The 12,174-nt window shown below is 69.0% G+C and carries 13 protein-coding genes and 1 pseudogene; 11 read left to right on the top strand and 3 right to left on the bottom strand.

What is annotated here, in order from left to right; translation table 11 throughout:
- Positions 1–221 (top strand): annotated as a pseudogene (locus tag AC07OA_RS23880) (hypothetical protein); the annotation flags it as partial.
- A gap of 82 nt (positions 222–303) precedes the next feature.
- Here the strand turns inward: AC07OA_RS23880 and gatA are convergent.
- Both gatA and gatC read right to left on the bottom strand, forming a co-directional pair.
- Positions 304–1,776, bottom strand: a complete 1,473-nt coding sequence (gatA, locus tag AC07OA_RS23875) for an Asp-tRNA(Asn)/Glu-tRNA(Gln) amidotransferase subunit GatA (protein ID WP_494666321.1) — start codon at positions 1,774–1,776, stop codon at positions 304–306.
- 2 nt (positions 1,777–1,778) lie between these two features.
- Positions 1,779–2,066: an Asp-tRNA(Asn)/Glu-tRNA(Gln) amidotransferase subunit GatC gene (gatC, locus tag AC07OA_RS23870; RefSeq protein ID WP_494666320.1), complete on the bottom strand. Its 288-nt coding sequence runs from the start codon at positions 2,064–2,066 to the stop codon at positions 1,779–1,781.
- Positions 2,067–2,147: 81 nt separating this feature from the next.
- Between gatC and ruvX the strand changes: the two genes are divergently transcribed.
- On the top strand, positions 2,148–2,642 hold the full coding sequence (gene ruvX / locus AC07OA_RS23865) for a Holliday junction resolvase RuvX (RefSeq protein WP_494666319.1): 495 nt from the start codon (positions 2,148–2,150) through the stop codon (positions 2,640–2,642).
- Positions 2,643–2,658: 16 nt separating this feature from the next.
- Here the strand turns inward: ruvX and AC07OA_RS23860 are convergent, their stop codons facing one another.
- Positions 2,659–2,964, bottom strand: a complete 306-nt coding sequence (locus tag AC07OA_RS23860) for a hypothetical protein (RefSeq protein ID WP_494666318.1) — start codon at positions 2,962–2,964, stop codon at positions 2,659–2,661.
- 116 nt (positions 2,965–3,080) lie between these two features.
- On the opposite strand from AC07OA_RS23860, the gene AC07OA_RS23855 reads away from it, so the two are divergent.
- The 9 genes from AC07OA_RS23855 (at position 3,081) to AC07OA_RS23815 (ending at position 12,076) form a co-directional block, all read left to right on the top strand.
- Positions 3,081–4,082 (top strand): aspartate carbamoyltransferase catalytic subunit, encoded by a 1,002-nt coding sequence (locus tag AC07OA_RS23855; RefSeq protein ID WP_494666317.1) that lies wholly within the window; start codon positions 3,081–3,083, stop codon positions 4,080–4,082.
- Positions 4,079–5,380, top strand: coding sequence for a dihydroorotase (gene pyrC / locus AC07OA_RS23850; RefSeq protein WP_494666316.1), 1,302 nt, complete (start codon positions 4,079–4,081; stop codon positions 5,378–5,380). Before AC07OA_RS23855 ends, pyrC begins: the two co-directional genes overlap by 4 nt.
- 71 nt (positions 5,381–5,451) lie before the next feature.
- Positions 5,452–6,240, top strand: a complete 789-nt coding sequence (locus AC07OA_RS23845) for a hypothetical protein (RefSeq protein ID WP_494666315.1) — start codon at positions 5,452–5,454, stop codon at positions 6,238–6,240.
- A 180-nt stretch (positions 6,241–6,420) separates the two neighbouring features.
- Positions 6,421–7,068, top strand: a complete 648-nt coding sequence (plsY, locus tag AC07OA_RS23840) for a glycerol-3-phosphate 1-O-acyltransferase PlsY (protein WP_494666314.1) — start codon at positions 6,421–6,423, stop codon at positions 7,066–7,068.
- The gene (gene dprA / locus AC07OA_RS23835) at positions 7,065–8,168 is read left to right on the top strand and encodes a DNA-processing protein DprA (protein WP_494666313.1); all 1,104 of its coding nucleotides are present in this window, start codon (positions 7,065–7,067) and stop codon (positions 8,166–8,168) included. Before plsY ends, dprA begins: the two co-directional genes overlap by 4 nt.
- Before the next feature lie 33 nt (positions 8,169–8,201).
- Positions 8,202–8,486, top strand: coding sequence for a BrnT family toxin (locus AC07OA_RS23830; RefSeq protein ID WP_494666312.1), 285 nt, complete (start codon positions 8,202–8,204; stop codon positions 8,484–8,486).
- Complete coding sequence (locus tag AC07OA_RS23825; RefSeq protein WP_494666311.1) at positions 8,452–8,814, top strand: helix-turn-helix domain-containing protein; 363 nt, start codon at positions 8,452–8,454, stop codon at positions 8,812–8,814. Before AC07OA_RS23830 ends, AC07OA_RS23825 begins: the two co-directional genes overlap by 35 nt.
- Before the next feature lie 170 nt (positions 8,815–8,984).
- Positions 8,985–11,678, top strand: coding sequence for a type I DNA topoisomerase (gene topA, locus AC07OA_RS23820; RefSeq protein ID WP_494666310.1), 2,694 nt, complete (start codon positions 8,985–8,987; stop codon positions 11,676–11,678).
- Positions 11,679–11,710: 32 nt separating this feature from the next.
- Complete coding sequence (locus AC07OA_RS23815; protein ID WP_494666309.1) at positions 11,711–12,076, top strand: hypothetical protein; 366 nt, start codon at positions 11,711–11,713, stop codon at positions 12,074–12,076.
- Positions 12,077–12,174 lie beyond the last annotated feature (98 nt).

Genomic DNA, 12,174 nt, shown 5'->3' with positions numbered 1-12,174 from the left:
ACCCGCTGGACGTGGTTTCCCGCGTCCGGCTGGCCCGCCGCGCGGCGCCGGAAGCCGCGCCCAGCGCCGAGTCGGCCTCGTCGAACGTCAGCGCCACGGTTCCGGCCCCGGTGGCCGCCCCGGCTCCGACGCCGGTGATCGCCGCCCCGGCCGCCACTCCGGCTCCGGCCCCGACGCCCGCTCCGGCGGCGACCCCGGCCACTCCCGACGCGCCGATGTAACCCCAGTCAGTGGCGTAGCGTAAAAGAAAGGGCGGCTCCTCGCGGGGCCGCCCTTTTTTCTGTCCGGTCTAGCGGTGGAAGATCACCACCACTTGTCGGCCTTGGCCGTGAAGCCGGCGGCCTTTTCGATGGCTCCGGCCACCGAGAACACCGTGCCCTCGTCCAGCGGCTTGCCGATGATCTGCAGACCCAGCGGCAGGCCGTTGGCGTCCAGGCCGGCCGGCAGCGACAGACCCGGCAGGCCCGCCAGGTTCGTGGTCACCGTGAAGACGTCGTTCAGGTACATGGCGATGGGATCGTTGCTGTTCTCGCCCAGGCCGAACGCCGCCGACGGCGCCGTCGGGGTCAGGATGGCGTCGCACTTCTCCCAGGCGTTGTCGAAGTCCTCGGCGATGCGGCGACGCACCTTCAGGGCCTTCAGGTAGTAGGCGTCGTAATAGCCGGCCGACAGCACGTAGGTGCCGATCAGGATGCGGCGCTTGACCTCGTCGCCGAAGCCCTGGGCGCGGGTGTTCTCGTAGACCTCGGTCAGGTTCGCGCCCTCGGCCCGCAGGCCGTAGCGCATGCCGTCGTAGCGGGCCAGGTTCGACGAGGCCTCGGCCGGGGCCACGATATAGTAGGCCGGCAGGGCGTACTTGGTGTGCGGCAGGCTGATCTCGACGATCTCGCAGCCGGCCTCCTTCAGCCAGGCGATGCCGTCGGCCCACAGCTTGTCGATCTCGGCCGGCATGTTGTCGACGCGGTATTCCTTGGGAATGCCGATGCGCAGGCCCTTGATCGACTTGCCGACGAACTGGCTGAAGTCGGGCGTAGGGATGTCGAGGCTGGTCGAGTCCTTGGGATCGTGGCCGGCCATCGAGGTCAGCAGGATCGCGGCGTCCTCGACGGTCTTGGCGATCGGCCCGGCCTGGTCCAACGAGCTGGCGAAAGCCACCACGCCCCAGCGCGAGCAGCGGCCATAGGTCGGCTTGATGCCCACGGTGCCGGTGAAGGCGGCGGGCTGGCGGATCGAGCCGCCGGTGTCGGTGGCGGTGGCGCCCAGGCACAGGTCGGCGGCGACGGCCGCGGCCGAACCGCCGGACGAGCCGCCCGGGGTCAGGGCCTGGTTGGAGCCGGCCTTGCGCCAGGGATTGGTCACCGGCCCGTAGGCGCTGGTCTCGTTGGACGAGCCCATGGCGAACTGGTCCAGGTTCAGCTTGCCCAGCATCACCGCCCCGTCGCGCCACAGCTGGCTGGTGACGGTGGACTCGTATTCCGGCACGAAGCTGTCGAGGATCTTCGAGCAGGCGGTCGTGCGCACGCCCTCCGTGCAGAACAGATCCTTGATCCCCAGCGGCGCGCCGTCCAGCGGACCGGCCGTGCCCAGCGCCCGGCGGGCGTCGGACTTGGCGGCCATGTCCAGGGCCTTTTCCGGGGTCTCCAGAATGTAGGCGTTCAGGCCGCGCGCGGCCTCGACGGCCTCGATGTGGGCCGTGGTCAGCTCGACCGAGGTGAAGTCGCCCTTCTCCAGGCCGTCCAGCGCGCCCTTCAGGGTCAGTTTCGTCAGCGAAGTCATTGCTATTCAACCACCTTCGGCACGACGAAGAAGCCGTCCACGGTCTTGGGGGCGTTGGAGACGACGCGGTCGGCGTCGCCGCCCATGGTCACCACGTCCTCGCGCAGCGGCAGGCCCGAATGCACGACGCTGGTCAGCGGCTCGACGCCGTCGGTGTCGACCTCGGCCAGCTGCTCGATCCACGTCATGATGCCGTTCAGCTCCTGGGCCAGGGGCTCCAGGCGATCTTCCGGGGTGGCGATGCGCGCGAGCCGCGCGACCTTCCGCACGGTGGCGGCGTCAATGGCCATGGGGGCCTCCTGAATTCCAAGCGCGTGGGTTAGCCGTGCGAGGGGCGCTTTGACAAGCTGTTCCCCGTGCTATGAGGACAAATGCCCGTTCTCGACATCGCCGAATTCGCCGCCGCCATCCCCGACTACAAGCCCATCGTCGGCCTGGACCCGGGCGAGAAGACCATCGGCGTGGCCGTTTCCGACGTCACCCTGACCGTCGCCAGCCCCCTGGCCACCATAGCCCGGGCCAAGTTCACCCAGGACGCCGAGACCCTGTTCAAGCTGATGGACGGCCGCAAGGCGGCCGGGATCGTCATCGGCCTGCCGATCAACATGGACGGGACCGAGGGCGTGCGCTGCCAGTCCAACCGGGCTCTCGGCCGCAACCTGCTGCGCCTGCGCCCCGACCTGCCCATCACCTTCTGGGACGAACGCCTGTCGACGGCGGCGGTGACCCGCGTGCTGATCGACGAGCACGACGTCAACAGGAAGCGCCGCGGCGAGGTGGTCGACAAGATGGCCGCCGGCTGGATCCTGCAGGGCGCGCTGGAGCGGATGCGAGGGATCCGCGAGGCGGGAAAGGAAAGCCTCTAGGACCAGGCGCCCCCGGCTAGCGTCGCACCAGCCAGCTGATGTCCACCGCCACCAAGCCCGCGACGATCAAGGCGGTGACCAGGGGCGTCAACCAAGCCATCAGCCGCGCGGAGGTCGGGGTCTCTTCGATCTCTCCCCGCTCCACGCGGCGCAGGTGGATCAACAGCAGCACGAAGCTGGGCAATAGCATCAGCGGTAGCAGGATGGTGGGCACGCCTTCCCTGCGGGCCAGGACGGTCGCCACCACGCCGACCAGGACCGAGATCGCCGCCACGGCCGCGCCGATCGCCAGGACGAACCACCGGACCTTCAGCGACGTCAAGCACGCCTCCTCGCAGAGCCGTTTCCCGCGCCAGCTTGGGCGAGCTTCCGGCAAAGTCAACGGCGGCTGGAAACCCGCCTTCCCTCTCCGCCCAAAGCCGCCTATGACGCGCACTCATGACGGCAAAACCCCCGCCCCGTGAGCCCGCCGACCCGATCGAGACGATCCGCCAGCGCGTCTTCTCGTTCCCGCGTCGCCATTTCCTCTCGGCCGCCGACCTGAACGCCCTCCAGGCCACCGACCTGCTGGACCTGGCCGACGCCTTCGTCGCCCTCAATCGCCAGACGACCAAATCCCTCGACATCCTCAAGGGACGGACGCTGATGAACCTGTTCTTCGAGAACAGCACTCGCACCCAGTCCAGCTTCGAGATCGCCGGCAAGCGCCTGGGCGCCGATGTCGTCAATATGAGCCCGCGCACCTCGTCGATCACCAAGGGCGAGACCCTGATCGACACGGCCGTCACCCTGAACGCCATGCGTCCCGACCTGCTCGTGGTGCGCCACGCCTCGTCGGGCGCGGCGTCGCTGCTCAGCCAGAAGGTCAGTGGCAGCGTGATCAACGCCGGCGACGGCCAGCATGAGCACCCCACCCAGGCGGTGCTGGACGCCCTGTCGATCCGCCGCGCCTTCGGCCGGGTCTCGGGCCTGACCGTGGCCATCTGCGGCGACGTGCTGCACAGCCGCGTGGCGCGCTCCAACGTCGCCCTGCTGCACACCCTGGGCGCCAGCGTGCGCCTGGTCGGTCCGCCCACCCTGATGCCGGCCCAGGCCGAGCGCTGGGGCGTGACCGTCCACCACGACATGAAGGCCGGCATCGCCGGCGCCGACGTGGTGATGATGCTGCGCCTGCAGTTGGAGCGCATGCAGGGCGCCTTCGTGCCCTCCACCCGCGAATATTTCCGCTTCTACGGTCTGGACCGCGAGAAGCTGGCCCGCGCCGCCCCCAAGGCCAAGGTCATGCACCCCGGCCCGATGAACCGGGGCGTCGAGATCGACTCCGACGTCGCCGACGATCCCGAGATCAGCCTGATCCAGGACCAGGTCGAGATGGGCGTCGCCGCCCGCATGGCTGTGCTGGCCTCCCTTGCCCACCGGCTCGAGGAGCACGGCAAATGAACAATGCCCCTCCCCTCGCCCTGATCAACGCCCGCCTGGTCGATCCCGAGAGCGGCTATGACGGCCCCGGCGGCGTCATCGTCTCCGACGGCGTGATCTCCGACGTCGCCAAGGGCCGCGAGTTCGCCAAGCTGACCAAGGACGTCCGCGTGGTCGACTGCGGCGGCGCCATGCTGGCGCCGGGCCTGATCGACCTGCGCGTCAAGACCGGCGAGCCCGGCGCCGAGACCAAGGAAACCCTGGCCAGCGCCGCCAAGGCCGCGGCGGCGGGCGGCGTGACCAGCATCGTTGTCCAGCCCGACACCGATCCCGCCGTCGACGACCCGAGCGTCGTGGACTTCATCCTGCGCCGCGCCCGCGACATCGACGCGGCCCGCATCCTCTGCGCCGGCGCGGCGACCAAGGGGCTGAAGGGCGAGCAGATGGCCGAGATCGGCCTGATGCGCGAGGCCGGCTGCGTCTATGTGACCGACGCCGACAAGCCGATCGTCGACAGCAAGGTCATGCAGCGCATCCTGACCTATGCGAAGGGCTTCGACACCCTTCTGGCCCACCGTCCGATGGACCCCTGGCTGGCCAAGGGCGGCGCGGCCACCGGCGGCGAGTTCGCCGGCCGCATGGGCCTGCCCTCGATCTCGCCCATGGCCGAGCGGATCATGCTGGAGCGCGACGTGGCCCTGCTGGAGGCCACGGGCGGCCGCCTGCTGGTCGACCAGGTCACCAGCGTCCAGGCCCTGGAGACCCTGGCCCGCGCCAAGGCCAAGGGGCTGCGCATCCATGCCTCGGTGTCGATCAACCACCTGTCGTTCAACGAGCTGGACATCGGCGACTATCGCAGCTTCGCCAAGGTCACCCCGCCCCTGCGCGGCGAGGACGACCGCCAGGCCCTGATCGAGGCCCTGGCCTCGGGCCTGATCGACCTGGTGGTCAGCGCCCACGCCCCGGCCCCGGCCGAGGACAAGCGCCTGCCTTACGACGAGGCCGCCCCCGGCGCCGTTGGTCTGGAGACCCTGCTGCCGGCCCTGCTGTCGCTGTACCACGACGAGCGCCTGCCGCTGGTCGACCTGATCCGCACCGTCACCCTGGCCCCGGCCAGCCTGATCGGCCTGCAGTCGGGCCGCATCGCCCCCGGCGCCCCGGCCGACCTGGTTCTGTGCGACCTGGACGCCCCGCTGATCATCGACGCCGGCAAGCTGCTGTCGAAGTCCAAGAACTCGCCGTTCGACGGGCGCCGCCTGCAGGGCCAGGTGCTGATGACGATTGTCGACGGACGGGTGGTGCACCGGGCGGAGGGGTAGACGGGCCTGCTTGACAAGCAGGAGCGCCCTGCCGTCATGACCTGATGTTCGGATTTCTACGCAAGAAGCCCTTGAAGCTTGTCCCGTTCGCGGAAGCCAAGCCTCGGACCTTCATGCCGCTGCTTTGCGATGGCCTGGCGGCGCACCATCTGCCCGGCTTCCTTGATCTGCTGGCCCTGCATGCCCGCCTGCAGCGCGAGCATGCGGATGTGCGCGTCCTGGCTTCGCTCGATGACCTGGGTCAAGCCTCCTACACATCGGGACACGGCATCGATTCATACGGGCTGGACGAGGTCGAAGGCCACGACCTGTCGGGACTTGACCAGGAGGTGTTCGAGGATGGCGAACACCAAGGCTACCTCAGCACCCCGGCTGAATTCCCCATTCGCCTCGCCAACCTTCTCGAACGCGCGCGTGGCGTCCTGGTCGATCAGATCCATGGCCTGCTGGAGTGGGAAACAACCGGCGACGCGAACGACCTCGTCACGATCAACAAGGATCCTGAAACCGCCCTTCGGATCGGGCGCGAGAAGGAGGTTCTGTTCCAGTTCGTGCCTGTCGGCGCCGCGGCGCAGACGCTCGCCGCTTTTCCCAACGGCTATTTTCATTCGGATCTCAATCCGATGCAGAACTACGCCCTGGCCCAGCATCTAGAGACGCGATACGAGCTGGCGCTGTTCGGTGTCGGCTCGCGCATGCTCGGGTTTCGGCGCCATGAGGCATTGAGCGAAGACATGGCGCGAGCGCTCGCGACGGACCTCGCGGAGCTCTATGTCCGATCGCCAGCGACGGCGGCGGATGATCTGACGGCGCTGCTGACCGGCCGGGATTGGCTACTGATCCGCTACACCGAGAGCTGAACCGCGCGACGGTGAAGGTCCGTGGCGCGGGAACGCGGCCCTTGGCCATCGGCCGCGCCTTCCTCGAAAACGCTAGAGTCCCCGCCCCTAGCGCCGCTATAAAACCCGAAACCGGCGTTTTCGCCCTTGCCACGCCCCCGCTTCGCCGGGCAGCTTCACCACATCCATAGGTCGCATTTCGTGCAAGATCTCGCCCACGTCGCCTACCTGACCCTCGGCCTCACGATCCTCGGCGGTTATCTGCTGGGCTCGATTCCGTTCGGCCTGATCGCCACGCGGCTGGGCGGCGCCGGCGACATCCGGCAGATCGGCTCGGGCAATATCGGCGCGACCAACGTGCTGCGCTCGGGCCGCAAGGACCTGGCGGCCATCACCCTGATCGGCGACGCCGGCAAGGGGATCGTGGCGGTGCTGCTGGCCCGCTGGCTGAGCCAAGGCAATCCGGCGATCGTCGCCCTGGCCGGCGGCGCGGCCTTCACCGGCCACCTGTTCCCCGTCTGGCTGAAGTTCAAGGGCGGCAAGGGCGTGGCGACCTTCTACGGCGTGCTGCTGTCGGCCTGCTGGCCGGTGGGCGTGCTGGCCGCCGTCACCTGGCTGGCCGTGGCGGCCCTGTTCCGCATCAGCTCGCTGGCCGCCCTGGTCGCCGCCGCCCTGGCCGCGCCCTTCGCCCTGGCCACCGATCAGCCCTTCGCGTTTCTGGGACTGTCGCTGTTCATGGCCGTGCTGATCTTCATCCGCCACAAGGACAATATCGGCCGGCTGCTGAAGGGCCAGGAGCCCCGCATCGGCAAGAAGAAGACGACCGAAGAGTCGCCTCCGACCGCATGACCACACGGGGCCTGTCCGATAGCGAACGCCTGGCCTGGCTGAGGCTGGCGCGCACCGAGACGGTCGGCCCCGTCGCCTTCGACCATCTGATCCAGCGCTTCGGCTCGGCCGAGCGCGCCCTGCAGGCCCTTCCGGACCTGGCCCACCGCGCGGGCCGCGCCGCGCCCCTGCGCCCGCCGCCGGAAGACGAGATCCTGCGCGAACTGGACAGCGGCGCCCGCCTGGGCGCGCGGCTGATCTGCGCCTGCGAGCCTGATTTCCCGGCCCGCCTGGCCGCCCTGGACCCGCCCCCGCCGGTGCTGTGGGCCCTGGGCCATGCCGAGCTCCTGCCCCAGCCGAGCCTGGCCATCGTCGGCGCCCGCATCGCCTCGGCAGGCGGTCAGCGCTTCGCCCGCCAGCTGGCCATGGAGCTAGGACGGCACGGCTACGTCGTGGTGTCCGGCCTGGCGCGCGGCGTCGACGGCGCGGCCCACGAGGGCGCCCTGACCACCGGCACGGTGGCGGTGCTGGGCGGCGGCGTGTCCGACATCTATCCGCCCGAGCACGCGGCCCTGCACGCCCGCATCGCCGGCGAAGGCGGCTGCATCGTCAGCGAGAGCGCGCCCGACCGCCGAGCCATCGCCAAGGACTTCCCCCGCCGCAACCGCATCATCTCGGGCCTGTCGCTGGGCGTGATCGTGGTCGAGGCCGAGCTGAAGTCCGGCTCGCTGATCACCGCCCGCCTGGCCGCCGAACAGGGCCGCGACGTCTTCGCCGTGCCCGGCTCGCCGCTGGATCCGCGCGCCAAGGGCCCCAACGACCTGATCCGCCAGGGCGCGATCCTGTGCGAGGGCGTCGAGGACGTGCTGCGCTCGCTGTCGGGCCAGGTCCACCTGCGCGAGCGCGAACGCCCCTACTCGGCCGACGACGACGACGCCGAGATCGACCACGACGCCCTGCGCGAGGAGGTCGCCCGCCTGCTCTCCCCCACGCCTGTCTCCCGCGACGAACTGGTCCGCGCCACCAGGGCCCCGACCTCGGCGGTGATGGCCGCGCTCGTGGAGCTGGCCCTGGCGGAGCGAGCCGAGCTGCTGCCGGGCGGGATGGTGGCGGGGGCTTGAAGGTGATTGCCCTGAGTACGGAATACCCGTAGCATGGACACGACATTCGATTGGGATATCGAAAAAGCGCGGATCAATCTCGCCAAGCACGGCGTGAATTTCGAAGAGGCCTGTTTCGCGATCTTGGATCCTCACCGCGTCGAGGACATCGATGATCGTTTCGATTATGGCGAAGAGCGGCTGCAGATCATCGGCTTGAGCTCGCAACGCCTATTGTTCGTGGTGACCATCGCCCATGCCCAAGACCACTACAGGATCATCTCCGCCCGCATTGCCCGCCGGCATGAAGAGGGTCGTTATCTCGGGAATAGATCCTAAGTTTCCTGTCGGCGAGACCGATTGGGCGCGGCTCAACGCGATGACCGAGGAGGAGATCACCGCCGCAGCCCTGACCGATCCTGATTGTCCGCCCCTTACGCCGGAGCAGTTGGCCCGCTTCAAGCGCGTCAACGCCGTCAAGGATATCCGTCGTCGGCTGGACATGACCCAGGCCCAATTCGCGGCCACGTTTCGGCTGCCGCTCGCCACCGTTCGTGACTGGGAGCAGGAGCGCAGCTATCCCGACGCACCCGCCAGGGCGCTGCTTACAGCCATCGCCCGCGATCCTCAGACCATGATGCGCCTGCTGGGCGGCCAAGCCGCCTGAGCGCCAGAACCGGGCGCCAAAATTCCTCTCTCTAAAGAGAGAGCCAACCTCGACGCGCCATTCCCCCTCAAGCGCGCCGTTGACAGACCCCTGGCGACGCCCCCACTTTCCGGCCCTCGCCCTCCGGGTTCGCTCCGGAAGCGAACCCTCCTCCAGGCATCAAGGTCCTAATGAACGTCGTCGTCGTCGAGAGCCCGGCCAAGGCCAAGACCATCAACAAGTACCTCGGGTCCGACTTCAAGGTTCTGGCGTCCTACGGTCACATCCGTGACCTGCCCTCCAAGGACGGCTCGGTGGAGCCCGACAACGACTTCGCCATGAGCTGGGAAGTCGACGGCAAGGCGACCAAGCGCGTCAGCGACATCGTCGACGCCCTGAAGGGAGCCGATCGCCTGATCCTGGCCACCGACCCCGACCGCGAAGGGGAAGCCATCAGCTGGCACGTGCTGGAGGTGCTGCAGAAGAAGAAGGCGCTGAAGGACAAGTCGGTCCAGCGCGTCACCTTCAACGCCATCACCAAGTCGAGCGTGCTGGAGGCCATGGCCAATCCGCGCGACATCGACATGGAGCTGGTCGAGGCCTATCTGGCCCGCCGCGCCCTGGACTATCTGGTCGGCTTCACCCTGTCGCCCGTCCTGTGGCGCAAGCTGCCGGGCAGCCGCTCGGCCGGCCGCGTGCAGTCGGTGTGCCTGCGCCTGATCGTCGACCGCGAGCTTGAGATCGAACGCTTCAAGACCCAGGAATACTGGACCGTCGAGGCCGACGTCACGGCCGGCGCCGAGCCGTTCCTGGCCCGTCTGGTCAAGCACGAGAACAAGAAGCTCACCAAGTTCGACCTGGGTAACGAGACCTCGGCCCTGGCCGCCCGCGCCGCCGTGCAGAAGGCCGTGTTCAAGGTCGCCGCTGTCGAGAAGAAGCCCGGCAAGCGCTCGCCCGCCCCGCCCTTCACCACCTCGACCCTGCAGCAGGAAGCCGCCCGCAAGCTGGGCTTCTCGGCCCAGCGCACCATGCAGGCCGCCCAGAAGCTGTACGAGGGCATCGACATCGGCGGCGAGACCGTCGGCCTGATCACCTACATGCGGACCGACGGCGTGTCGGTGGAGCCCGAAGGCATCGCCGAGGCGCGCAGCGTGATCGGCAACGTCTATGGCGAGACCTACGTCCCCGAGACCCCGCGCTACTACAAGGCCAAGGCCAAGAACGCCCAGGAGGCCCACGAAGCCATCCGCCCGACCAGCCTGCGTCGCAATCCGGGCTCGCTGCGCCTGGAACCCGACCTGGGGCGCCTGTACGAGCTGATCTGGAAGCGGATGATCGCCTCCCAGATGGAAAGCGCCCGCATCGAGCGCACCACCGTCGACCTGGAAAGCGCCGACGGCCAGACCGGCATGCGCGCGACCGGCCAGGTCGTGCTCTTCCCCGGCTATCTGGCCGTCTACGAAGAAGGCCGCGACGACGAGGGCGACGAGGACAGCGCCCGCCTGCCGGCCATCGAGGAAGGCGCCGCCGCCAAGGTGCTGGACGCCCGCGCCGACCAGCACTTCACCGAACCGCCCCCGCGCTATTCGGAAGCCAGCCTGGTCAAGAAGATGGAAGAGCTGGGCATCGGCCGTCCCTCGACCTACGCCTCGGTCCTGACCGTGCTGCGCGACCGCGCCTATGTCCGCATGGAAAAGCAGCGCTTCATCCCCGAGGACAAGGGCCGCCTGGTCACCGCGTTCCTGGAGCAGTTCTTCAAGCGCTACGTGGAGTACGACTTCACCGCCGCGCTGGAAGAGCAGCTGGACCTGGTGTCGGACGGCAAGCTGGACTGGAAGCAGTTCCTCCGCGACTTCTGGAAGGACTTTCACGCCGCCGTCGGCGAGATCGCCGAGCTGCGCACCACCAACGTCCTGGACGCCCTCAACGAGGCCCTGGGCCCGCACATCTTCCCCGACAAGGGCGACGGGTCCAACCCGCGCTCGTGCCCGACCTGCGGCACCGGCCTGCTGTCGCTGAAGACCGGCAAGTTCGGCGCTTTCATCGGCTGCTCGAACTATCCGGAGTGCCGCTACACCCGCCAGCTGGCCACCAGCGGCGAAGGTGAAGGCGAGGCCGAGGCCGCCGACAAGGAGCTGGGGATCAACCCGGCGACCGGCCGCGCGGTGTGGCTGAAGAACGGCCGCTTCGGTCCCTATGTCGAGGAACTGGCGGCCGCCGACAGCGGCGACAAGCCCAAGCGCTCGTCCCTGCCCAAGGGCTGGGTGGCGGCGGCGATGGACCTGGAAAAGGCCCTGCGCCTGCTCTCCCTGCCCCGCGAGGTTGGCGCCCACCCGGACGATGGCAAGACCATCACCGCGGGCCTCGGACGCTTCGGGCCGTTCGTGCTGCACGACGGCACCTACGCCAACCTCGAAAACCCGGAAGATGTCTTCGACATCGGCCTGAACCGCGCGGTCAGCCTGCTGGCCGACAAGCGGGCCGGCGGCGGGCGTCCGCAGCGCGGCCAGGCAGCGGCGTTGGCCGAGTTGGGCAATCACCCGGAAGACGGCAAGCCGATCCGCGTGCTGTCGGGTCGCTTCGGCCCCTACATCAAGCACGGCGACACCAACGCCAACGTCCCCAAGGGCGCGGACCCGGCGGCCCTGACCCTGGAAGAGGCCGTGGCCCTGATCGCCGACCGCGTCGCCAAGGGCGGCGGCGGCAAGAAGCCGGCGAAGAAGGCCGCGGCGGCCAAGAAGGCTCCGGCCAAGGCGCCAACCAAAACAAAGGCGGCCGCGACCGACGGCGAGGCGCCGGCGAAAAAGGCTCCGGCCAAGAAGCCGGCCGCCAAGAAACCGGCGGCGAAAAAACCCGCCGCGAAGAAGGCCAAAGCCGAGGCGTGACGCACCTCGGCAGTTGGGGTTAGGGTGGGGTCATGACGTCGCTAGAACGCCCTCTGCCGTTGCCTGTCGTGGTCGTGATCCTGTCGGCGATCAGCGTCGGCGGCTTCGCGTTCGGCCTGAAGGGCGCGCTGGAGAAGACCGACCACCAGGCGGTCTCGACCGCGCCCCTGGCCGAGGTCTCGGGCGTGCCGGTGCGCGACGCCCAACCGGTCACCGTGGTGGCCGCCGCCCCGCCCCCGGTCGAGGCCCCCAAGCCCAAACCGGTGGAAGAGGTCGAGGAAGTCCCGGCCGACGCCGCCCCGGTGGTCGAGGCCCCGCCCTCCACGCCCGTCGAACAGCCCAAGCCCGCGGAGCCGCCCCCTCAGGCCACGCCGCAGCGGATCGAGGATCTGTACTGAGGGGTTGCTGTAGAGCGGCTGTCATCCCGGACAAGCACGTAGCGCGCCGATCCGGGACCGCCGGAAGCGCGGTGCTCAGGCGTCGGTCCCGGATCTTC

Source organism: Caulobacter sp. GW821-FHT09B08 (genome assembly GCF_059418225.1).
Note: the sequence above shows the minus strand (reverse complement) of the source record. Positions and strands in the feature narration are given on the sequence as shown.